20 protein-coding genes and 1 tRNA gene are annotated in these 21,166 nt (G+C 68.3%); 10 read left to right on the top strand and 11 right to left on the bottom strand.

Annotation, left to right across the window (positions count from 1 at the left end; genetic code table 11):
• Positions 1–326: 326 nt before the first annotated feature.
• Positions 327–965 (top strand): aquaporin Z, encoded by a 639-nt coding sequence (gene aqpZ, locus EDD41_RS13135; RefSeq protein ID WP_245995653.1) that lies wholly within the window; start codon positions 327–329, stop codon positions 963–965.
• Between the two features lie 95 nt (positions 966–1,060).
• On the opposite strand, the gene EDD41_RS13130 is transcribed toward aqpZ, so the two are convergent.
• Positions 1,061–1,597: an NUDIX domain-containing protein gene (locus tag EDD41_RS13130; protein WP_094763167.1), complete on the bottom strand. Its 537-nt coding sequence runs from the start codon at positions 1,595–1,597 to the stop codon at positions 1,061–1,063.
• A 104-nt stretch (positions 1,598–1,701) separates the two neighbouring features.
• Between EDD41_RS13130 and EDD41_RS13125 the strand changes: the two genes are divergently transcribed.
• Entirely contained in the window at positions 1,702–2,283 is a 582-nt protein-coding gene (locus tag EDD41_RS13125; RefSeq protein WP_123576214.1) for a hypothetical protein, read from the top strand.
• Positions 2,267–2,824, top strand: coding sequence for an OmpA family protein (locus tag EDD41_RS13120; RefSeq protein ID WP_094763169.1), 558 nt, complete (start codon positions 2,267–2,269; stop codon positions 2,822–2,824). Before EDD41_RS13125 ends, EDD41_RS13120 begins: the two co-directional genes overlap by 17 nt.
• A gap of 1 nt (position 2,825) precedes the next feature.
• Here the strand turns inward: EDD41_RS13120 and EDD41_RS13115 are convergent, their stop codons facing one another.
• Together EDD41_RS13115 and EDD41_RS13110 are read right to left on the bottom strand one after the other, a co-directional pair.
• Entirely contained in the window at positions 2,826–3,704 is an 879-nt protein-coding gene (locus EDD41_RS13115) for an alpha/beta hydrolase (protein WP_094763170.1), read from the bottom strand.
• A gap of 61 nt (positions 3,705–3,765) precedes the next feature.
• Positions 3,766–4,647, bottom strand: a complete 882-nt coding sequence (locus EDD41_RS13110) for an alpha/beta hydrolase (protein WP_094763171.1) — start codon at positions 4,645–4,647, stop codon at positions 3,766–3,768.
• A 132-nt stretch (positions 4,648–4,779) separates the two neighbouring features.
• Between EDD41_RS13110 and EDD41_RS13105 the strand changes: the two genes are divergently transcribed.
• The gene (locus EDD41_RS13105; RefSeq protein WP_123576213.1) at positions 4,780–6,816 is read left to right on the top strand and encodes a HelD family protein; all 2,037 of its coding nucleotides are present in this window, start codon (positions 4,780–4,782) and stop codon (positions 6,814–6,816) included.
• 64 nt (positions 6,817–6,880) lie between these two features.
• Positions 6,881–8,890 carry an FG-GAP-like repeat-containing protein gene (locus EDD41_RS13100; RefSeq protein WP_170165383.1) on the top strand — a complete coding sequence of 670 codons (2,010 nt, stop codon included), beginning with the start codon at positions 6,881–6,883 and terminating at the stop codon, positions 8,888–8,890.
• Here EDD41_RS13100 and EDD41_RS13095 read toward each other — a convergent pair.
• The 4 genes from EDD41_RS13095 to EDD41_RS13080 all read right to left on the bottom strand — a co-directional run bounded on the left by EDD41_RS13095 (position 8,874) and on the right by EDD41_RS13080 (position 12,385).
• A complete protein-coding gene (locus tag EDD41_RS13095; protein WP_123576211.1) occupies positions 8,874–9,575 on the bottom strand; it encodes a copper homeostasis protein CutC in 702 nt (233 codons plus the stop codon). The genes EDD41_RS13100 and EDD41_RS13095 overlap by 17 nt on opposite strands.
• Before the next feature lie 133 nt (positions 9,576–9,708).
• Complete coding sequence (gene groL / locus EDD41_RS13090) at positions 9,709–11,334, bottom strand: chaperonin GroEL (protein ID WP_123576210.1); 1,626 nt, start codon at positions 11,332–11,334, stop codon at positions 9,709–9,711.
• Positions 11,335–11,809: 475 nt separating this feature from the next.
• Complete coding sequence (locus EDD41_RS13085; RefSeq protein WP_094763176.1) at positions 11,810–12,004, bottom strand: CsbD family protein; 195 nt, start codon at positions 12,002–12,004, stop codon at positions 11,810–11,812.
• Between the two features lie 105 nt (positions 12,005–12,109).
• The gene (locus tag EDD41_RS13080; protein WP_094763177.1) at positions 12,110–12,385 is read right to left on the bottom strand and encodes a DUF3263 domain-containing protein; all 276 of its coding nucleotides are present in this window, start codon (positions 12,383–12,385) and stop codon (positions 12,110–12,112) included.
• A gap of 119 nt (positions 12,386–12,504) precedes the next feature.
• Here EDD41_RS13080 and manA point away from each other — a divergent pair, with 119 nt between their 5' ends.
• Complete coding sequence (gene manA, locus EDD41_RS13075; protein ID WP_170165382.1) at positions 12,505–13,665, top strand: mannose-6-phosphate isomerase, class I; 1,161 nt, start codon at positions 12,505–12,507, stop codon at positions 13,663–13,665.
• Positions 13,666–13,797: 132 nt separating this feature from the next.
• Positions 13,798–13,873, top strand: a tRNA-Thr gene (locus EDD41_RS13070).
• A gap of 15 nt (positions 13,874–13,888) precedes the next feature.
• Here the strand turns inward: EDD41_RS13070 and EDD41_RS13065 are convergent.
• On the bottom strand, positions 13,889–14,194 hold the full coding sequence (locus EDD41_RS13065) for a rhodanese-like domain-containing protein (protein WP_094763179.1): 306 nt from the start codon (positions 14,192–14,194) through the stop codon (positions 13,889–13,891).
• 85 nt (positions 14,195–14,279) lie between these two features.
• Here EDD41_RS13065 and EDD41_RS13060 point away from each other — a divergent pair, with 85 nt between their 5' ends.
• Positions 14,280–16,751, top strand: a complete 2,472-nt coding sequence (locus EDD41_RS13060; protein ID WP_123576209.1) for an FAD-dependent oxidoreductase — start codon at positions 14,280–14,282, stop codon at positions 16,749–16,751.
• A 93-nt stretch (positions 16,752–16,844) separates the two neighbouring features.
• Positions 16,845–17,477 (top strand): class I SAM-dependent methyltransferase, encoded by a 633-nt coding sequence (locus EDD41_RS13055; RefSeq protein ID WP_245995652.1) that lies wholly within the window; start codon positions 16,845–16,847, stop codon positions 17,475–17,477.
• Positions 17,478–17,496: 19 nt separating this feature from the next.
• On the opposite strand, the gene EDD41_RS13050 is transcribed toward EDD41_RS13055, so the two are convergent.
• Positions 17,497–18,465, bottom strand: coding sequence for an IS481 family transposase (locus tag EDD41_RS13050; protein WP_123576207.1), 969 nt, complete (start codon positions 18,463–18,465; stop codon positions 17,497–17,499).
• A gap of 120 nt (positions 18,466–18,585) precedes the next feature.
• Between EDD41_RS13050 and EDD41_RS13045 the strand changes: the two genes are divergently transcribed.
• A complete protein-coding gene (locus EDD41_RS13045) occupies positions 18,586–19,104 on the top strand; it encodes an O-acetyl-ADP-ribose deacetylase (protein ID WP_123576206.1) in 519 nt (172 codons plus the stop codon).
• A gap of 4 nt (positions 19,105–19,108) precedes the next feature.
• On the opposite strand, the gene EDD41_RS13040 is transcribed toward EDD41_RS13045, so the two are convergent.
• Together EDD41_RS13040 and EDD41_RS13035 are read right to left on the bottom strand one after the other, a co-directional pair.
• Positions 19,109–19,891, bottom strand: coding sequence for a DedA family protein (locus EDD41_RS13040; protein ID WP_094763183.1), 783 nt, complete (start codon positions 19,889–19,891; stop codon positions 19,109–19,111).
• Between the two features lie 27 nt (positions 19,892–19,918).
• Complete coding sequence (locus EDD41_RS13035) at positions 19,919–21,166, bottom strand: glycine C-acetyltransferase (protein WP_211336746.1); 1,248 nt, start codon at positions 21,164–21,166, stop codon at positions 19,919–19,921.

Genomic DNA, 21,166 nt, shown 5'->3' with positions numbered 1-21,166 from the left:
GCACCCACGGCTGCGGCCTCGAGCGAGGATTCACCCGGTGTTTGGCCACGCGCCGCTTGTTCTCTGCTGCTCACCAGAGAAGGACTGGTCGATTGTTGACTGCTCGATTTCTTGCCATCAAGAATTTCGGGTCAATGATGCTCCGCGGGCAACCAGTTCCGTCCGGCCCACCGCTTGGTGGACCATCAAGGAGTAGTAGTAATGCACGTTTCCATGAAGTCCCGTCTCGTCGCCGAATTCCTCGGCACCCTGTGGCTCGTCCTCGGTGGCTGCGGCTCGGCCGTGCTGGCCGCCAAGTCCTGAGCACCGATCCCACCCCCGTCAACATGGGCATCGGTTTCGTCGGTGTCGCGCTGGCCTTCGGCCTCACCGTGATGACCGCGGCCTACGCCTTCGGTCACCTGTCCGGTGGCCACTTCAACCCGGCCGTCACCCTGGGCCTGTTCGTCGCCAGGCGCGTCGAGGCCAAGGCCGTGCTGCCCTACATCATCACCCAGGTGATCGGTGGCATCGTGGGCGCTGGCATCCTGTTCGCCGTCGCCTCCGGCAAGGACGGCTTCGACGCCAGGGCGTCGGGCTTCGCCTCCAATGGCTTCGGTACGCACAGCCCCGCCGGGTACTCGCTGCTGGCCTGCTTCCTGATCGAGGTCGTCCTGACCGCGATCTTCCTGTTCATCATCCTGGGCTCCATCGATGACCGCGCCCCGCAGGGCTTCGCCCCGATCGCCATCGGCCTGGGCCTGACCCTGATCCACCTGATCTCCATCCCCGTCACCAACACCTCGGTGAACCCGGCCCGTTCGCTGGCCGCCGCCGTCTTCCAGGGTGGCTGGGCCCTGAGCCAGGTCTGGATGTTCTGGGTTGCGCCGATCATCGGCGCCGTCATCGCCGGCGCGCTCCACCACACCCTGACCGACGAGGGCGTCTCCCTGAGCGAGGCCGCAGAGGGCCGCATGGAGGGCTGAGACCCCTCCGCATCACCCCGTAGATGCCTCGTTCCCGCCCAGTGGAACGAGGCATCGTCATGTTCCCGGCAGGGGCCGACACGTGGAACTCCACGTCACCATGGAGTAGCCGTCACCGGGACCGTGGACTCCTCCATGGTGCCCAGTTCCCGGCACGGCTGGCCCCTCCAGGCCGCGAGTTCGCGGGCCTGGAGGGGCCAGAGCTCCATCGAGGACATCTGCTGCTGCGAGAACCATCCCCAGCGCCCCATCCGCGTCCGCTCGGTGGCGGTGAAGGCGGAGGTGTCCACGTCGAATTCCTGCTCGACGTCGAGCAGGAAGAAGTCCTCGTCCTGGACGAGGATCCGATCCGAATAGCCGTGGGTCACGACGCGGTGGGCGATGGGCCCGGTCAGAGCCTGCGGCACCACATGGTGGCCGGTCTCCTCCGCGAGTTCCCTGGCTGCGGCCTCGCGCGGGCTCTCCCCCTCGTCGATCCCGCCTCCGGGAAGCACCCACCAGGAGGATCCGGGGACCCCCGGGTCCGAATCGCTCATCAGCAGGACTCGGCCGTGGCAGCGCACCAGCACGCGGGCGCCGCGGCGGTTCTTGCGGCCCCGGTGGGCGGGTTCGGGGAGCGGGTCTTTGACCATGACGAGATCCAATCATGCGCGGACAACACTCGGACAACACCAGGACAACACCCTTTGCCCCTTGGACGCTCGTCCAGGAGTCGTCGTGCGGCTTGGCTCGTGCCATGAGACCTCCTGTCATCCTCGTGGCCACCGCCACCTTCCTGCTCGCCGCCTGTTCCGGGACCACCCCGCCCACACCTGGGTCCCTGCCCACGCCGGCATCCGAGGCGGCTGCCACTGCCGCCGCACAGAAGACGCCGTCATCGCTGCCACTGCCCACCGAGGCCCCCGTCGCCACCCGCAAGGCGGCCCACGACGGGATCACCTTCACCCTGGACATGTACCCACTGCGCAGGGAGGGCAAGGCGGTGCTGCTCACCGCCCGCCTGACCGCCGTCGAGGTTCCGGCTGGCGGCGCACAGATCGGCGATGGGTGGAACCTGCTGAACACCGTCAACGACACCACCGACCCCAACTTCGCGTTCGACAGCGGGTTCAAGCTGGTGGACCCCGCCGCCCAGGTGGTGCACCTCCCCGCCCGGATCGACGGCGTCGACGCCTGCACCCGGTCCAATGACCACGTCTGGAAGCGGGGCGACGTGCGATGGATCAGTTGCCTGTTCGCCGTCCCAGCCGGGGACCGCGACCACTTGATGGTGCAGGCCCAGCAGTTCGGAGGGTTCGGCAATGTCCCGCTGCAGTGACCTCGTACGCGTTCTGGCCGTTGCCCTGGGTCTGGCGGTGACCTGGCCCGCCATCGCACACGCCGAGACCATCGCCCCAACGCCCCTGCCGGCGCCCGATGAGTACCGCACCGTTCCTCTGGCCGAGCGATCCTTCCCGATGACGCCCGTCACCCAGGACCTGGCCGGGGTGGCCAGGAGCGCCGTCGCCCCAAGTCGGATCGACGTGCGGATCGATGCCAATGTCGCTTTCGCGAAGGACTCGGCAAAGATCCGCCCGCAGGCCCACACCCGGCTGTCCGAGATCGCCCGCGCCCTGGCGAGCGCATCACCGGGCAAGATCACCATCACCGGCCACACCGATGACCTGGGCAGCGCCGAACACGGCACAGTCCTGTCACGCCAGCGAGCGGAAGCCGTGCGCACCGCGCTCGGCACGGCCCTGGACCGGCACGACGTCCGCGTGGCGGGCCGGGGCGAGGACCAGCCGCTGGTGGAGAACCGTGACGAGGCGAGCCGGGCGCGCAACCGTCGGGTGGAGATCGGCTACCGGGCCACCTGACTCAGAGGCGGTCGGCCACGAAACGCATCTGGACCGAGGCCGCACGCCGCCAGAAGTCGAAGTCGTGCGCTCCCTTCACGAACAGTGTCTGCTCGGGGTGCAGTTGCTCGGCCAACCACTGGTTGCGTTCGTAGTAGAAGTCATTGACGCCGCAGGCCAGGTGCAATGGCAGCCCCTGCAGCTGGCCGATCCGGGTGTTGAGGGTGTTGGCGTCGTGGTCTGCCTTCGAGTCGAAGGCATCCGGGTGCGGACAGTCCTCGTACTTCTCGTAGGTGGCGGTGGCGACGGAGGCCACGGCCTTCACCCGGCCGTGCAGTTCGTCTGCCGCCAGCCGCAGACAGCCATAGCCACCCATCGACCAGCCCATCAACCCCAGGCTGGAGGTGTCCAGTCCCAGCTTGTCCAGCTCCCCCACCAGGCCGTCGGAGACCAGCCGGGCCCAGTCCACCCCGTCGGCACGCTTGTGCCAGTAGGAGTGCTCGCCATCGAGGCTGGCCAGGGCGAAGGGCTGGGCACCCTCTGCGACGCAGCGGGTCTGGAAGTTCTGGTAGCCGACGCGGGTGAAGGGCACGGCGTGACTGTCCCCGTAGCCGTGCAGCACGATGATCACTGGCAGGCCCTTCGCCGGGATGCCCGCCGGCACGCTCAGCGCCCACGCCTCGTCGACACCCGGCCGGTGCGGTGAGCGGAAATTGCCGTAGGTGACCGCGCTGGGCTCGTCGGTGGGCATCGGCACCGGCACACCATCCAGCCCGATCGTCTCCCCGATGCGCTGTCGGCCCGGCAGCACCCGGGCCCAGACGCCGACGCCCACCCCAGCTCCCCCGAAGGCAGCGGCGCCGGCGGTGAGTCCGAACAGTTGCCTGCGAGTCATGGCCATGTGCCCCACTCTACGGAGCGCGCGGGTCCCCTCGACAGGCTCGGGGAACGAGGAGGGAGGCTCAGAGGTGGTCGGCCAGGAAGCGGAGCTGGACGGGCGCGCTGCGCCGCCAGAAGTTGGCGGAGTGGTCGCCCCGCCGCCACATGGTCTGGGGAGCCGGAGACAGCTCCTCGGCCATCCTCTTCGACATGTCGATGTAGAAGTCGTTCACCCCACATGACAGGTGGATCGGCAGGCCGTCGAGACGGTCGAGACGGTTGACCAGGCCATTGGCCTCGAAGTCGGCCGGGCTGTCGAAGGCGTCGCCCTGCGGACAGTGCTCCCAGTCCGGATAGATGGCAGTCGACATGGACGCGACCGCCCGCACCTTGCCGTGCAGTTCCTCCGCGGCCAGCCGCAGGGCCCCATAGCCGCCCATGGACCATCCGATCAACCCCAGTCTGGAGATGTCCAGACCCAGCTTGGCCAACTCCTGCACCAGTCCCTCGGAGACCAGACGTGCCCAGTCCACCCCGTCGGCACGCCTGTGCCAGTAGGAATGATCCCCATCCAGGCTGACCAGGGCGAAGGGCTGGCAGCCCTCGGCCACCAGCCGGGCCTGGTAGTGGTGCAGGCCCAGCTCGTCAAAGCAGAAGCGGTGGTCGTCGCCCCAACCGTGCAGCACGATCACCACGGGCAAGCCCTCCGCCTCCACGCCGGGTGGCAGCGCCAGTGCCCACTTCTCCAAGACGCCGGGGCGCGCGTCGCTGCTGAAGGTGGCCTGTCGCACCGCCCCGGCCGGATCCGTGGGCATCGGCTCGGGATCACCACCCAACCCGAGCCAGTAGCCGACACGCGTGCGCCCCGGCAGTTTCCGCGTCCAGACCCCCGTCGCCACGCCGGCGCCGCCGACCGCGGCGCCTGCCGCACCTAGTCCCAGCGCTCGCCGTCGTGTGATGGTCATGCGTCCAGCCTAGGGGTGCGGTAGTCTCACCCGTCTGCCCCTTCCAGCGTTCGCCGTCCACCCGGATGCCGCGGACCGCCCGCCGGGACCAAGCCGTCGGGCCGGCAGCACCGCCTTCGCAGGAGCCTTGCAATGCCCGAACCCACCCGTGACGTCCTCGACGCCGAACGCGCGCACCTGGCCGCCGCCCACGAAGCACTGGAGCGCATGCGGGAACAGTCGGCCGACTGGACCCAGGGTATCGGTGGGGATTCCGTCAGCACCGCCTACCTGCGCCAGATGCTCTACCGCCGCATGGAGAGCCTGGAGAAGGACCCCGAGACCCCGCTGTTCTTCGGGCGGCTCGACTACGCCACGTCGCTGGGTGCCGAGTTCGACGAGGTGGCCCACATCGGACGTCGACATGTCAGCGGCGAGGTGGGCGGCGATCCCCTGGTGATCGACTGGCGCGCCCCGATGAGCCTGCCCTTCTACCGGGCGCGGGCCGGTCAGCCGATGATGTGTTCCCTGCGGCGTCGCTTCGGTTTCCAGCACGGGGAGATGACGGCCTACGAGGACGAGCAACTGGCCGATCCGACGGAGCTCTCCGAGGGCGTGTCCGCATTGCTGGAGGCCGAGATCGAACGCCCCCGCACCGGCCCGATGCGGGACATCGTCGCCACCATCCAGCCCGACCAGGATGTCCTGGTCCGTGCGGACCTGGCCACCTCCTTGGCCATCCAGGGGGCTCCGGGCACCGGGAAGACCGCGGTGGGCCTGCACCGCGCCGCCTATCTGCTGTACGCCTTCCGGGAGACGTTGAGCCGCCAGGGCGTGCTGGTGATCGGACCGAATGACAACTTCCTGGGCTACATCGGTGACGTGCTGCCGGCGCTGGGCGAGATCGACGCGACGCAGGAGACCATCGAGAGCCTGACCCGCGCCGCCACCGGGCTGACCCCCAAGGCCGTTGACGAGCCTGCCCGGGCCGTGCTGCTGGGCGATGCCCGGATGGCGGAGGTCCTGTCCCGCGCCGTCTGGGGGCACGTCAGCGTGCCGGGCCGCGTGCTGGAGGTGCCGATGGGCACCCGGGTGTGGCGGATCAGCGCCCACTGCCTCGGCGACGCCGTCACCAGCCTGCGTGGCCGTGGCGTGCGCTACCTGGCCGGCCGCGAGATGGTGCCGCAGCGGCTGGCCCACCGGGTGCTGCTGCGAATGGAGGTCTCCGGCGCCACGACCGATGACCGGGTGCAGAACGAGGTGGCCCGCAGCAAGGACGTCAAGGCCATGACGAACGAGTGCTGGCCCGCCCTGACCACGCCGAAGCTCCTGCACCGGCTGCTCACCGACGCCGACTTCCTGACCTCCTGCGCGGACGGAGTCCTCAGCGAGGAGGAGCAGGGCCTGGTGCTGGCACCGAAGCCGACGAAGTCCCCCGGTTCCCACCGGTGGACGGCGGCCGAGATCGTGCTGGCCGACGAGGTGGCTGACCTGCTGACCCGCACCCCCAGCCTCGGGCACGTGATCATCGACGAGGCACAGGACCTGTCGGCCATGCAGTTGCGTGCCGCCGGGCGTCGCGCCACCACTGGTTCGGTAACCCTGCTGGGGGATCTGGCACAGGCCACCACACCGTGGGCCTCACGCTCCTGGAGTGACTCGCTGGCCCACATCGGGCATCCCGAGGCCGAGGTGCGAGAGCTGACCGAGGGCTTCCGGGTGCCGGGTGAGGTGATCGACTACGCCGCGCGTCTGCTGCCCTCGATCGCACCCCAGCTGGCCACCCCCACCTCGATCCGCCACAATCGCGGCGAGTTGCGCATCACGGCCGTCGACGCCCTGCTGACCCGCACCGCTGACGAGGCGAAGCGCCTGCTGGAACGAGAGGGCACCGTGGGCCTCATCGTCGCGGATGCCGACGTGGAGGAGGTCGCCCTCGCCCTGGAGTCCGCCGGCATCCCCGCCAACCGGATGGGTGCCCAGACCGACGGCACCCGGCTGGACCTGGTGCCTGCTGGCCTGGCCAAGGGTCTGGAGTTCGACCACGTCCTGCTGCTGGAACCGGCTGCCCTGGTGGCGCAGGAGGCAGACCGGGTCACCGGCCTGCGTCGGCTCTACGTCTGCCTCACCCGTGCCGTCACGTCGATGGTCGTGCTGCACGAGCACTCACTCCCTGCGGAACTCGACTGAACGACGCTGGTTAGGATGCGAAAAGAGTCCATCGGCCATCGACCCCGTCATCTCAGGAGCAATGATGCCCTCTCCCTCCCATCCCGTTCGACAGATCACCGTGCTCGTCACGGCCGGGGCGCTCGGCCTCGCCGGAGGCGTCGCGGCACCCACACAGGCCGCGCCGGACCCGGCCACTCCCAGGACCACGACGGTGGTCTGTGACCAGCTCGGCGAGGTTCCCCTCGAGGTCACCGGACGCCTGGACGGCCCCGGTGGGGTCCGGGTGGCCGGCAAGGGTCCCGTCACCGTGAGCAATGCCTCCGCCATCCGCGTGGTGGCCCGCTCGGGCGCCGCCCGCCGCGCCGCGGCGCTGGAGAAGCGCGCCGTGAAGACCAAGGGCCTGCGCTGCGAGCCGGTGACCGTGCGCACCACCGCCGGCCAGCTGGGCGACGGAACCAAGGTCGCAGCCGCCGGGATGACCGCGGCACAGTCGGTCGACGCGACGCTGCAGGTCGACGTGACCTTCGACACCGATGCCGTCGTGCGCGCCGCCGCCGACAATGTGGTCACCGCGGCCGCTGCCGCCAATGACCCGGCTGGCTACGGCAAGGTCGAGGCCTTCCCCTACGCCAGCCAGCTGTCCTCCTACACGGCGAGCCGGTCCGGTTCGGTCGCGCTCGCCTACCGTTCAATGGGCAGTAGCACGATCTACAGCCACGTCAAGGGCTCCGCCACCAATGTGACGGCCAGCATCGTCAAGGTGGCGGTGATGGCCACCGTGATGGACAAGGCGCAGCGCGAGGGACGGGCACTGAGCAGCTGGGAGAAGTCCCAGATGGTGCCGATGATCCGCTACAGCGACAATGCCGCGACGACCAGGCTGTGGAACCATGTGGGCCGCGGACCGGCCGTCGGAGCCGTCCTCGGCAAGATGGGGCTGCGCCAGACCACGCCGGGTTACGCGGGCTACTGGGGGCTGACCGTCACCAGCGCCCCGGACCAGGTGGTGCTGATGGACCACTTCTCCCGTGCCAACCCGGTGATCAACAACACCAATCGCGCCTATGGCCTGTCCCTGATGCGCAGCGTCGCCTCGGACCAGGACTGGGGCGTGACCTCGGGGCCCGGCGACGACATCGCCGTCAAGAACGGTTGGCTTCCGCGCAGCGACGGCTGGCACGTCAACAGCATCGGGTACAGCCACAAGACGCCGGTGCCCTACAGCGTCGCGGCCCTGACCCACTCCTCGTCGGCGGGCATGAGCACCCAGATTGCCACCATCGAGGGCGCCTCCCGGATCATCTGGAACAAGCGCGCGACCACCCAGCCGGCTCCCGACGTGAGGTCACCGCGCCGTGGCGACTTCACAGGTGACGGCCGCACCGACCTGATCGCGATCAAGCAGGAGACCCTCTACCTCGTGCAGGGTCTGGGCGAGGGCCGGATGGCGGCCCCCCAGCCATTGGGCCGCGGCTGGGGACAGACCAACTGGATCGGGGTGGTCGGCGATGTCACCAAGGACGGCCGTCAAGACCTTGTTGCCCGTCGAACCGATGGCAGCCTGCACCTGTGGCGGGGAAATGGCGACGGCACCCTGAGCTATTCGCGCCATCTGGGAACCGGATGGGCAGGACTGACCTCCGTGACGGCCGTCGGGGACTTCGATGCCAATGGGACGCCGGATCTGCTGGCACGCCGCGCCGACGGGAGCCTGGTCCGCTATGCACTGCCCGCCACCGGGAACCCGGTGAAAGCCGCAAGCCTGGGCACGGGTTGGGGCGGGATGTCGAGGATCATGGGCGCCCTGGGGGTCAACACTGACCTGAAGGCCGATGTCCTCGCCCTGCGAGGGGACGGCAGGCTGTACGCCTACACATCGGCGGGAGCGACCCTGAACCGTGGCACCCAGGTTGCCGGCAACTGGAGCCCGTCTCTGATGAGCGGCTGCGGAGACACCACCGGCGACGGGATCGAGGATGTCTGCTACCAGTCCGGCACCCGGCTGGTGACCTACCCCATCTCGCGTGGTGGGCGCCCCTTGGCGGCTCGGCTGTCCGGGACCTCGCTGGCGGGATTCAGGCTGCTCGGCTGACCTCGTCGTCGATGAGTTCGCGCCAGGTGCGCACCAGCGGCGCGTCCACATAGGCCTTGTACTGGCCCAGTGGGCGCGCCGCTCGGCCGATGTGGAAGGCGCGCACGCCGGCGCGGGCCAGCCACGGCACGTGCTCGGCGTGTAGCCCGCCGCCGGCCATCACCAGTGCAGCGACCTGTGCGTCGGCCCGGCAGCGAGCCACCAGGTCATCCAGGCCGAACTCGACCCCGCGGGCGCTCCCGGCCGTGAGCACCTGGTCGACACGGGGAAGGCGGGGCACCAGGCGCCATGCCTTGTCCAGGTCCAGCACCTGGTCGATGGCGCGATGGAAGGTCCACGGGCAGTCCGCGGTGGCGGCCAGGGCGGCACACACCTCGGCGTCGACCTCGTCGTATCCGTTGAGGAAGCCGAAGACGACACCGTCAGCCCCCGCGTCGCGGTAGGCATTCACCAGGCCCTGGAGCCGGACGAACTCTCCTCCGTCGGTGCCGAAGCCAGCCCGCAACCGCACCATGGGCCGCACGGCCAGGCTGGTGGCCGTACGGACCTTCTCCACCATGGCCGGTTCGGGGGACATGCCGCCGTCGTCGAGCGTGCCGAGCAGTTCGACGCGATCGGCACCGCCCTCCTCGGCGCGCCGCGCGTCGGCGTCGTGCAGGCAGATGATCTCCAACAGTCCGGGCATGGATTCATCGTGCCATGCCGGCGTCGCGCGGGAATGCCACGAGGGCGGCTCCCCGAGTGGGGAACCGCCCTCGTGTCCCTTCGAGGGGCTCAGCGATCGTGATCAGGCCGAGCCAGGGGTTGTGGTGCGTGGATCAGAAGTCCATGCCACCCATGCCGCCGTCGGCGCCGCCGGGCATGGCGGGAGCCTTCTCCGGCTTGTCGGCGATGACGGCCTCCGTGGTCAGGAAGAGGGCCGCGATGCTGGACGCGTTCTGCAGGGCAGAGCGGGTCACCTTGGCCGGGTCGATGATGCCCGACTCGACCATCTTCACGTACTCACCGGTGGCGGCGTTCAGGCCCTCACCGACGGGGAGGTTGGCAACCTTCTCCGCGATGACGCCACCCTCCAGACCTGCATTGAGGGCGATCTGGCGCAGCGGGGCCTGGGCTGCCTGCAGCACGATCTGGGCGCCGGTGGCCTCGTCGCCCTCGAGGGCGGAGAGGTCCACATTCTTGGCGGCCTGGATCAGCGCCACGCCACCGCCGGGGACGATGCCCTCCTCGACCGCAGCCTTGGCATTGCGGACGGCGTCCTCGATGCGGTGCTTGCGCTCCTTGAGCTCCACCTCGGTGGCCGCGCCGACCTTGATGACGGCAACGCCGCCGGCCAGCTTGGCGAGGCGCTCCTGCAGCTTCTCGCGGTCGTAGTCGGAGTCCGAGTTCTCGATCTCCTTGCGGATCTGCGAGACGCGACCGGCGATCTGGTCGGCATCGCCGGCACCGTCGACGATGATGGTCTCGTCCTTGGTGATGCGGACGCTGCGCGCCTGGCCCAGCAGCTCCAGGGTGGCGGTCTCCAGCGAGAGGCCGACCTCCTGGCTGATGACGGTGCCACCGGTGAGGATGGCGATGTCGGCCAGCATGGCCTTGCGGCGGTCACCGAAGCCGGGGGCCTTGACGGCCACGGACTTGAAGGTGCCGCGGATCTTGTTGACGATCAGGCCGGCGAGGGCCTCGCCGTCGGTGTCCTCGGCGATGACCAGCAGCGGACGGCTGGACTGCATGACCTTCTCCAGGACCGGCAGCAGCTCCTTCAGCGAGGAGACCTTTCCGTCGACCAGGAGGATGTAGGGATTCTCCAGCTCCGCAACCATCGCCTCGGTGTCGGTGACGAAGTAGGGGCTGATGTAGCCCTTGTCGAAGCGCATGCCCTCGGTCAGCTCGAGGTCGAGCCCGAAGGTGTTCGACTCCTCGACGGTGATGACACCTTCCTTGCCGACCTTGTCCATCGCCTCGGCGATGATCTCGCCGACGATCGGATCAGCGGCGGAGATCGATGCGGTGGCGGCGATCTGCTCCTTGGTCTCGATGTCGATGGCCATCGTGCCGAGCTCTTCGCTGATGGCCTTGACGGCTGCCTCGATGCCCTTCTTCAGGCTCATCGGGTTGGCACCGGCAGTGACATTGCGCAGGCCCTCACGGACCATCGCCTGGGCCAGCACGGTGGCGGTGGTGGTGCCGTCGCCAGCGACGTCGTCGGTCTTCTTGGCGACCTCCTTGACGAGCTCCGCGCCGATCTTCTCGAAGGGATCCTCGAGCTCGATCTCCTTGGCGATGGAGACACCGTCGTTGGTGATGGTGGGGGCGCCCCACTTCTTCTCCAGGACGACATTACGGCCCTTCGGGCCGAGGGTGACCTTGACCGCGTCGGCGAGGGTGTTCATGCCCCGCTCGAGCCCGCGGCGGGCCTCGATGTTGAACTCAATCAGCTTTGCCATGGTCTTTCGGGAGTCCTCCCGCGTCAGGGGCTCTCGCCCCACGGTTGTCAGTGTCATAGGGGTGCGGCTGGTGCGATGCCCGCGACGGACGGGGACCGGCCCCTCATCGTCCAACTCGCTGGCACTCGAGCAAGCCGAGTGCCAACATCATGTTTAGCACTCTCCCCAAGCGAGTGCAAACAGCAAACGCAGAGCCGAGGAGGCGGCAGGATGGGCGCGCATCCGTCGGGGGCCGCGCGGACGAGGAGAGCCATTCCTGGCAGTGGACCCTGTGCGCCGGCCTGCCCTTCCTTCCGCTCTACGCCGCGTGTGCGGCATGGTCGGCAGTGAGGCACGGGAACCCGGCCAGCGCGAACTTCTTCGAATGCCAGGCAGACCTCGCTGATGGCGGATACCACCCGGAGCGCCAGCCCCGGAATGCACCAGGGCCCGCTCCGCAGTGATGCGGAACGGGCCCGGAGAGCTGTCAGACGACTCAGTTCTTGAGGTCGTCGACGACGTCATTGAGCTTGTCCTTGCCCTGCTCAACCTTCTCGCCAACCTGACCGTCGAACTTCTGGGCAGCGCCCTCGGTCTGGAGCTTCTCGTCGTTGGTGGCGTCGCCAGCGGCTTCCTTCACCTTGCCGACGACCTGGTCCTTGGCGTTCTCGAACTTGTCTGCGATACCCATGTGGTCTCCCATTCGTCTGCACCGGGCTGACCCCGGAGTGATGCGCATGACGCTAGCCGCGCCGATCCATCACCACAACGAAATCCGCGGGGAGCGTAACGCGGCTCAACGCGGCAGCCGCGTGGCGGATCGGGCCTCTTGGCGACGCTCCCGCAGACGCCGGAGACGCTTCACCAACAGCGGATCGTGGGCGAGTGCCGCGGGATCGTCCAGGAGCTGGTTCAGGACCTGGTGGTACCGCGGGGTGGACATCCCGAAGCGCTCACGAATCTCCTGCTCCCTCGCTGCGCGGGATCCCTTCCAGCCACGCTCGAAGTCGAGGATCTCAAGACTCCGCTCGTCGAGGTCCAGCGGGCGCAGTGGTTGTGTGGCATCGGACATGGCCTCGATTCTAGGCCGTACTCAGCATGACTTCAGGCCTCGCGTCGCACGGGTGAGCCCCCACCTGCCAGACTTGGCAGAGCACGCACACAACTACGAAGGGCGACACGATGCAGCCGATGTCGGGAGCCATCCAGAACTACGCGTGGGGGTCAACCACCGACATCCCTCGCATCCTGGGGGTCGAGCAGACCGACCAGCCACAGGCCGAGTACTGGCTGGGAGCGCATGCCAGCGCCCCCTCCGTCGTAGACGGCGAGAGCCTCGTTGTGCGCCTCGAACGCGAACCCGGCATCATCGGCGGAGCGAGCATCGAGCGCTTCGGCAACCAGCTGCCCTACCTGTTGAAGGTGCTGGCAGCCAACCGGCCGCTATCACTGCAGGCCCATCCGTCACGGGAGCAGGCCGAGGCCGGATTCGCACGCGAGAATGCCGCCGGGATCCCCCTCGACGATCCCAAGCGCACCTACAAGGACTCCTGGCCCAAGCCCGAGCTGATGCTCGCCCTGACTCCCTTCGACGCCCTGTGCGGCTTCCGCGACCCGAAGCAGACCGCCGAGCTCTTCGAGGCCTTGGAGATCCCGGCACTGGACCAGATGGTTGCCCCACTGCGCCTGCGCGAGGGCTCGGCCGGTCTGGCGGAGGTCTTCCTGGACGCCCTGGGCCAGAGTGATGAACGTCGTGACCTGGTCAACCAGACCGTCGCCACCTGCGTCCCCCATGCCGACGCGGAGGGCCCCGTCGGCGACTTCTGCCGTACCGCCGTGATGCTCGACGAGTACTACCCGGGCGACCCTTCCATCCTGGCCGCCCTGATGATGAACCGCTTCACCATGCAGCCGGGCGAGGGCGTCTTCCTGCCCGCCGGGAACCTGCACGCCTACCTCAAGGGCGCTGGCATCGAGATCATGGCCAATTCGGACAATGTGCTGCGCGGCGGCCTGACCCCCAAGCACATCGACGTCGACGAGCTGGTGCGCGTCGTGGACTTCGATGCCGCCCCCGTCGAGCTGGTGCGGGGTGTGGAAATTGCTCCCGGCCTGCTGCGCTTCCCCACCCCGGCGCCGGAATTCGCGCTGTGGCAGGTGAGTCCCGGTGACGGCGTCGAGGTCGAGCTGCCCTCCACCCAGAGCGGCCGCATCCTGCTGGTGATCGAGGGCACCGTGCGCGACACGGAGGGAACGGAGCTGACCAAGGGCCAGTCCGCTTTCCTCGTCGCAGGGGAGCAGGTCACCCTGTCCGGCGACGGGATTGCCTTCCTGGCTGCCCCGGGCGTGTGACGTACTGGAGAGAGACGGTTTCGACCGCTCCGCCGGACCGGATGTGACCGCTCGGCCGGCTGAGCTTGTCGAAGCCACCCTCCCCCGGCACAATTGACCAGTCGGCCCGCCCGTTGCCCGGGCGCCGACAGTGCCTCTGTAGCTCAGTCGGTAGAGCGCCTCTCTTGTAAAGAGGATGTCGCGGGTTCGAATCCTGTCAGAGGCTCCAGACTTCCCGCCCGGGTCAGGAGACCAGCGGGCGCCCGTCGGCCTTCCATCCGCGCATCCCGCCCTTGATCTCGACGGCATCGACGCCGTTCTCGCGCAGGATCGCGACCGCGCGGCCGGCCTTGGTTCCCCCTCCACAGGTGACCGGCAGCGGCCCCGGTGTCGTCGGCAGGTCGATCAGTCGGGCCTGCAGCCGTTCGAAGGGAATGTGCACCGCCCCCGGAGCATGACCCGCGGACCACTGGTCATCCGCACGGACGTCCAGGATGACGGCATCGTCGGACAGCTCGTCGCGGCCGATCGTCGGCAACTCATCGCTCATGTGCCTATTCTGCACACCTTCCACTCGACTCACTCAATACCCCTTGGGGTATATTGGTGGCGTCCCCACCCCGGAAGGAAAACCCATGAAACTGGTCGTCGTCGGTGGCGTCGCCGCCGGAATGTCCCTGGCCGCCCGAGTCCGCAGGCTCGACGAGGATGCCGAGATCCTCGTCCTGGAACGTGGACACCACGTCTCCTTCGCCAACTGTGGCCTGCCCTACCACGTCGGCGAGGTGATCAAGGACCGGGACCGGCTGGTGCTGCAGACCCCCCAGAGCCTGGCGCAGAGCCTCAACCTCGACGTGCGGCTGCGCCACGAAGTGATCGACGTGGATGCCGGCTCCCGCAATGTCACCGTGCGTGACCTGGACTCCGGCCGCGAATTCATCGAGCACTACGACGAACTGGCACTGTGCGTGGGGGCCAGCGCCATCATCCCGCCGATCCCCGGGGTGGACCTGCCCGGCATTCACGTACTGCGCAGCCTCAGCGACATGGACCAGATCAAGCAGCGCGCCGACAAGGCCCTGACCTCCCCCCACGGGTTGCGGGCCCTGGTCGTGGGAGCCGGCTTCATCGGACTTGAGGCCGCGGAGAACCTGCGCGAGCGCGGATCCGACGTGCACGTGGTGGAGATGGCACCGCAGATCCTGCCGCCCGTCGACCGCGAGATCGCCGCCGACGCCGAGCGCACCATGCGCAGCCACGGCATCAAGCTCCACCTGGGCACAGCCGCCACCGCCTTCGATGCCGACGGGCCCGCCATCACCGCCACCCTGGACGACGGCAGCCGGATCACCGCGGACCTCGTGGTGCTGGCCATCGGGGTACGCCCGCTGACCGAGCTGGCCGTTGCGGCCGGCGTCGAGCTCGGGGCACGCGGTGGCGTGAAGGTCGACAACCATCAGCGCACCACCATCGAGCACATCTGGGCCGCCGGGGACGTGGTGGAGAGCCCACACACCGTGCTGCCCGGACACCACCTGGTGCCGCTGGCCGGCCCCGCCAACCGACAGGGACGCGTCGCCGCCGAGAACATCTGCGGACGCGAGACCAGCTATGACTCCACACAGGGAACCTCTGTGGTCAAGCTCTTCACCATGACCGTGGCGGCCACCGGCGCCAACAGCCGCCAGCTGCAAGCGGCGGGGATCGACTTCTCGATGGTGCACGTCCACCCCACCGGCCACGCCGGCTACTACCCCGGCACCTCCCCGATGCACCTCAAGGTCCTCTTCTCCCCGGATGACGGACGGCTGCTGGGCGCCCAGTGCGCCGGCTTCGACGGCGTCGAGAAGCGCATCGACGTGATCGCCACCGCACTGCGCATGGGTGGAAGCGTCTTCGACCTGGAGAAGCTGGAACTGTCCTATGCCCCGCCCTACGGTTCCGCCAAGGACCCGGTGAACATGGCCGGATTCCTGGCCAGTAACACGATCCTGGGCGACGCGCGGCTCTGGTACCCCGGCGATTCGCTGGAGGGCTGCCGCGTCATCGACGTGCGCGAACCCACCGAGTTCGACGTCTGGCACCTCGACGGCTCCGAGAACGTCCCGCTCGGCACGCTGCGTGAGGCGCTGACCGACTGGGACCGCGAGCAGCCCGTCCGGCTGCTGTGCGCCGTCGGCTTCCGCAGCTACCTGGCACACCGGATCCTGGTGCAACGCGGCTTCACCGACATCGCCTTCCTGTCCGGCGGTTCGGCCACCTACCGCGCGTGGACCGGAGACCAGCCGGACGTGGTGGACCTCAGCGCCATCATCTCCCAGGAGCCCCTCATCGCCCCCTTCACCGCTGCCCCGACCGAGACCCAGACCGTCGACCTCGACTGCACCGGTCTGGCCTGCCCCGGCCCGATCATGCGGCTGTCGGAGACCATGAAGGGCCTGCGCCCCGGCGACGAGATCGTCGCCACCGTCTCCGACATGGGCTTCGCCGCGGACGGACCGGCCTGGGCCCGGCGCAATGGCCACGAGCTGGTCAGCCTCGAGCAGTCCGGCGCGGGGGTGAGGGCGGTCTTCCGGCACTCGGGTGCTGTCGTCGCCCAGGCAGCCGCAGCCAGCGCCGCCCCTGCCCCCAGCGCGAAGGCCAAGAACTCCTTCGTCGTCTTCTCGGGAGACATGGACAAGATGATCGCGGCCTTCATCATCGCCAATGGGGCGCTGGCGCTGGGCAATGACGTCAGCATGTTCTTCACCTTCTGGGGTCTCAACGCGTTGCGCGACCCGAAGGCACCCAAGCGGGACATGAAGCCGATGGACAAGATGTTCAAGGCGATGATGCCCTCTGGCGCCGACGCCCTGACCCTGTCCCAGATGAACATGGGTGGCGCCGGAACGGCCATGATCAAGAACGTCATGAAGCAGCACAATGTGCCCAGCGTGCCGGAGCTGATCCAGTCGGCCATCGACGGCGGTGCCCGGCTGATCGCCTGCACCATGACGATGGACCTGCTGGGCATCGACAAGGCAGACCTGATGCCGGGCGTGGACTTCGGCGGCGTGGCCACCTTCCTCGACGAGGCGGGTGACTCCCAGACCACGCTGTTCATCTGACCAAGGTCAGGGGCTCGACGAAAAGTGTGGATGGTGGCCACCGAGCTCGGTGGCCACCATCCACACTTTTCCGGACATGGAAGACTGGCGGGCGTGACCGACACCACTGCACCCAACGAACCCGTCGAGCCCGGCACCTGGGAGAAGGTCGTCGAGGCCAATCCCCAGCACGCCCAGAACTACGCCGAGCGCTTCCGGCGGATGGAGGCCGAGGGCGCCGACCTGCTCGGTGAGGCCCGCTTCGTCGACGCAATGGTGCAGCGCAATGCACGCATCCTTGACGCCGGCTGCGGCCCCGGCCGGCACGCCGGCTACCTGTCCGCTCGTGGCCACGACGTGGTGGGAGTTGATCTTGACGAGACCTTGATCGAGATCGCCAAGGTCGAGCACCCAGGACCGGTCTACTTCGCCCAGGACCTGACACTGCTTGATCTTGCCGGCCACGGCGTCGAGGCCGGATTCGACGCCATCCTGTGCGCCGGAAATGCGATCGCCTTCCCCGCAGCCTCCAGCCGCCGACGGATCCTGACGAACCTGGCCAAGGCACTGGCCCCCGAAGGACGGGCGGTCTTCGGCTTCGGCCAGGGCCGGGGCTACGAGTTCAACGACTTCATCACCGACGCCCAGGCCAGCGGTCTGGTGCTCGAGCTCGGCCTGTCCACCTGGGACCTCAAGCCCTTCCGCGAGGACTCCAACTTCCTGGTGGCCATCTTCTCCCGCGCCTAGTTGTTGGTGGCAGACAGGTTCATGACACTCGGGTGATGGGAGCTTTCCCGCCGAGGGCGCTGTGGCCTCGTTCAGTGTTGTAGAACGTGAGCCAGTCGGCAAGGGCGTCGCGGCGTGCTTGGTTGCTGGTGAAGGGCTGTCGGTAGGCCCATTCGGTTGCCAGGGTCCGGTTGAGGCGCTCGACCTTGCCGTTTTGCCAGGGGCAGTGGGGCTTGATGAACTTCTGTTTCGCGTCGAGGGCTTCGACCGCGGCGATGAAGTCGCTGCTGTTGCGGTAGGCGAAGGCATTGTCGGTGATCACCCGCTCGATACGGGTGATGCCGTGGTCTGCGAAGAAGGCCGCGGCGCGGGTGAGGAAACCAGCGCAGGTGGGTCCCTTCTCGTCGTCGTGGATCTCGATGTAGGCCAGCCGGGTGTGGTCGTCGACCGCTGCGTGGACGTAGTCGTAGCCGATCTTTGCCCGCTTGTTCCTCTCGGCGCTGGTCGCGGCCCGTCCGCGGCTTCGCCAGCCTCCACCGTGGGGGATCTTGCCGATCTTCTTGACATCGAGGTGGATCAACTCACCGGGGTGTTCGCGTTCGTAGCGGCGGGTGGTGGCCTGGCTGCCGCGGATCACTGCTGCGGTGATCGGATCGAGGTGGGCCAACGGGGGCATGTGATGACGCTTCCAGATCGCCGAGACGGTGCGCGCGGGAACACCGGTCGCGGCGCTGGTGTGGGTTGGGCCCTGCCGGTGCAGCGCGCGGTGCGCCAGGACCCGGACCTCGACCTGGTGGTTGGTGCGCCGGGGCATGGTTCGGGGTCGGCTGGAGCGGTCATGCAGACCTGGTTCGCCGTGCTGGTCGTAGCGCTTGAGCCAGTGGTGTGCGCACTGGCGTGAGATTCCCATCGCCTTGGCGGCGTGGGCGACCTTCCAGCCTTGCTCGTGGACGCGCTGGACCAGCAGACGCCGACCGTTGACGTTCAGACGGGCTTTAGAGTGGGCCATGAGGACCTCCGTTGTTCATCTGTGACCTTCGACAAGCCACAACCCAACGGGGGTCCTCCCTTCACGTCAACCCGCAAACTGTCATGAACGTCCCTGCCACCAACACCTAGTCTGGAGCCCATGAGTCCCAGCATCGAGGTCATCCGGGCTGACATCACGGCCCTCGGGGAACACGTCGACGTCATCGTGAACGCCGCCAACTCCGGACTGCTGGGCGGTGGAGGTGTCGACGGCGCGATCCACCGACGTGGTGGGCCCGAGATCCTGGCGGCCTGCCGTGAGCTGCGCCGCACCACCCTTCCGGACGGTCTGCCGGCAGGCAGCGCGGTGGCGACGACGGCCGGCGGGCTGGACGCGGACTGGGTGGTGCACACCGTCGGGCCCGTCTGGGCGAAGACCATCGACAAGTCCGAGACGCTGGTCTCCTGCTACCGGGAGTGCCTCCGCGTCTGTGACGAGCTGGGTGCCGCGTCGGTGGCCTTCCCGACGATCTCCGCGGGAATCTACGGATGGCCGATGGCAGACGCCACCAGGGTTGCCGTCGAAACGGTGCGGGCCACCCCGACGCAGGCCGAGCGGGTGCTGCTGGTGGCCTTCAACGAGGCCGCGGAACAGGGCTACCGGGCTGCCCTCGGCTGAGCGGTCAGCCCTGCTTCTTGTTGGAGTTGACCACCGTCGAGCCGATGATGAAGACCACCAGGCCAATCGCGACGTAGTTCGCGTACCTGGCGTAGACCTTCAGGGCGTGCACGGCGGGCTCGCCCATCCACCAGCCCAGGCCGAAGTAGAGGCCCAGCCACAGCGTGCTGGCCAGGAAGTCCAGGGCCATGAACTTCTTCCACCCCATGCCCGTGGCACCGGCCAGGACGAAGATCACCTGCATCAGCGGCAGCGGGATGGGCACATAGGCGACGAACATGCCCAGCCAGCCCATCTTGTGCGCCCAGCGCTCGGCCCGGGCGTAGTTCCTCGTCGCCCGCGCGGACTGGCCCGCCCAGACCTCGATCATGCCGCGGCCCCAGAGTTTGCCGGCCCACCAGAAGACCCAGTCGAACTTGATTGACATGAGGGATCCGGCCACCATGCACAGCGGCCACCAGTGCGAGAGCCCCTGTGAGGCCAGCGCCCCGAGTGCGGCGGTGCCCGAGCGGGATCCCATCAGCGCCACCAGCAACTCCGGGCTCCGGCCCAGCAACCATCCGCGCAGCGGCAGCATGGCCAGCCCGAAGACGCCCATGAACATGATCCAGCCCAGACACTGCTTGTCCGCCTTGCTCGGCTCGTGCCGCCACGGCATCCCCGGCTGGTCCCACCACGGCTTCTCCTCCTCCACCGTTGCGGAGGGGGCACCCACGGGCGGGGGCATCGTGCTGTGGGCCTGCCAGGAACTGGCCTCGGCCGGCGGCTCACCGGGGCTGTTGGTCATGGCCCCGATGCTACCTGCGCGCGCGAGTCACCCCACCTGCTCGCGGGCCTTCGCGAAGGCGGCGACGGCGGCCTCCAGGTCGGCCTGCGTCAGGGTCGCGGACATCTGGGTGCGGATCCGGGCCTTGCCCTGCGGCACGACGGGATAGCTGAAGGCGCGGACATAGATGCCCTCTGCCAAGATGATGTCGGCCATCTTCGCGGCCTTCACGGCATCCCCAATCATGACGGGCACGATGGCGTGGTCGCTTTCGGGGATCTCGAAGCCCTGCCGACCCATCTCCGCACGGAACCAGGCCGTGTTGGCATGGAGCTTCTCCCGCAGGTCACCGGACTGTTCCAGCAGCTCGATCGTGGCGAGGGCCGCACCAGCGATGGAGGGGGCCAATGAATTGCTGAACAGGTAGGGGCGGCTCTTCTGCCGCAGCATCTCGACGATCTCAGCGCGGGCGCAGGTGTAGCCGCCGGAGGCGCCACCCAGCGCCTTGCCGAGCGTTCCGGTGATGATGTCCACCCGGTCCTGGACCCCGTAGCGTTCCGGGGTTCCGGCACCGTTCTGTCCGACGAAGCCGACGGCATGCGAGTCGTCCACCATCACCAGGGCGTCGTACTTCTCGGCCAGGTCACAGATCTCGTCGAGCGGAGCCAGGTAGCCGTCCATGGAGAAGACGCCGTCGGTGGCGATCAGCCGGTAGCGGCAGTCCTTGGCCTCGATCAGCCTGGCCTCGAGGTCGGCCATGTCGCGGTTGCGGTAGCGCAGCCGCTTCGCCTTGCTCAGGCGCACGCCGTCGATGATCGAGGCGTGGTTCAGCTCGTCGGAGATGATGGCGTCGTCGGGCCCGCAGAGCACCTCGAACAGACCCCCGTTGGCATCGAAGCAGGAGCTGTACAGGATGGTGTCCCACTGGCCCCCCTCGTCCTGGACCTGCGAGCCTGCGAGCGCGGGGGGTTCGAAGGGGGGTCGTCCCCCCTCGTCCTGGACGACAGGATGCAGGAACGAAGTGATCTTGCTCTCCAGGGTCTTGTGCAGGTCCTGGGTGCCGCAGATGAAGCGCACCGAGGCCATCCCGAAGCCCCACTCGTCGAGTGCCTTCTTGGCGGCCTCGACCAGGCGGGGATCGTCGGCCAGCCCGAGGTAGTTGTTGGCGCACAGGTTCACCACACGCTTGCCCTCGACGTCGATGTGGGCGCTCTGCGCGGAGCTGAGCGGAACCTCCACCTTGTACAGGCCCTGCTCCTTGAGCTCGGCCAGTTCCGCGAGGAGGGTGTCCTTGAT

Origin of the sequence: Luteococcus japonicus (assembly GCF_003752415.1) — a bacterium.
Lineage (GTDB): Bacteria > Actinomycetota > Actinomycetes > Propionibacteriales > Propionibacteriaceae > Luteococcus > Luteococcus japonicus.
Note: the sequence above shows the minus strand (reverse complement) of the source record. Positions and strands in the feature narration are given on the sequence as shown.

Excerpts from the sequence above, each read along its gene's own strand:
- aqpZ (WP_245995653.1), top strand. The coding sequence starts at position 327 with ATGGGCATCGGTTTCGTCGGTGTCGCGCTGGCCTTCGGCCTCACCGTG.
- EDD41_RS13130 (WP_094763167.1), bottom strand. The coding sequence starts at position 1,597 with ATGGTCAAAGACCCGCTCCCCGAACCCGCCCACCGGGGCCGCAAGAAC.
- EDD41_RS13125 (WP_123576214.1), top strand. The coding sequence starts at position 1,702 with ATGAGACCTCCTGTCATCCTCGTGGCCACCGCCACCTTCCTGCTCGCC.
- EDD41_RS13120 (WP_094763169.1), top strand. The coding sequence starts at position 2,267 with ATGTCCCGCTGCAGTGACCTCGTACGCGTTCTGGCCGTTGCCCTGGGT.
- EDD41_RS13115 (WP_094763170.1), bottom strand. The coding sequence starts at position 3,704 with ATGGCCATGACTCGCAGGCAACTGTTCGGACTCACCGCCGGCGCCGCT.
- EDD41_RS13110 (WP_094763171.1), bottom strand. The coding sequence starts at position 4,647 with ATGACCATCACACGACGGCGAGCGCTGGGACTAGGTGCGGCAGGCGCC.
- EDD41_RS13105 (WP_123576213.1), top strand. The coding sequence starts at position 4,780 with ATGCCCGAACCCACCCGTGACGTCCTCGACGCCGAACGCGCGCACCTG.
- EDD41_RS13100 (WP_170165383.1), top strand. The coding sequence starts at position 6,881 with ATGCCCTCTCCCTCCCATCCCGTTCGACAGATCACCGTGCTCGTCACG.
- EDD41_RS13095 (WP_123576211.1), bottom strand. The coding sequence starts at position 9,575 with ATGCCCGGACTGTTGGAGATCATCTGCCTGCACGACGCCGACGCGCGG.
- groL (WP_123576210.1), bottom strand. The coding sequence starts at position 11,334 with ATGGCAAAGCTGATTGAGTTCAACATCGAGGCCCGCCGCGGGCTCGAG.
- EDD41_RS13085 (WP_094763176.1), bottom strand. The coding sequence starts at position 12,004 with ATGGGTATCGCAGACAAGTTCGAGAACGCCAAGGACCAGGTCGTCGGC.
- EDD41_RS13080 (WP_094763177.1), bottom strand. The coding sequence starts at position 12,385 with ATGTCCGATGCCACACAACCACTGCGCCCGCTGGACCTCGACGAGCGG.
- manA (WP_170165382.1), top strand. The coding sequence starts at position 12,505 with ATGTCGGGAGCCATCCAGAACTACGCGTGGGGGTCAACCACCGACATC.
- EDD41_RS13065 (WP_094763179.1), bottom strand. The coding sequence starts at position 14,194 with ATGAGCGATGAGTTGCCGACGATCGGCCGCGACGAGCTGTCCGACGAT.
- EDD41_RS13060 (WP_123576209.1), top strand. The coding sequence starts at position 14,280 with ATGAAACTGGTCGTCGTCGGTGGCGTCGCCGCCGGAATGTCCCTGGCC.
- EDD41_RS13050 (WP_123576207.1), bottom strand. The coding sequence starts at position 18,465 with ATGGCCCACTCTAAAGCCCGTCTGAACGTCAACGGTCGGCGTCTGCTG.
- EDD41_RS13045 (WP_123576206.1), top strand. The coding sequence starts at position 18,586 with ATGAGTCCCAGCATCGAGGTCATCCGGGCTGACATCACGGCCCTCGGG.
- EDD41_RS13040 (WP_094763183.1), bottom strand. The coding sequence starts at position 19,891 with ATGACCAACAGCCCCGGTGAGCCGCCGGCCGAGGCCAGTTCCTGGCAG.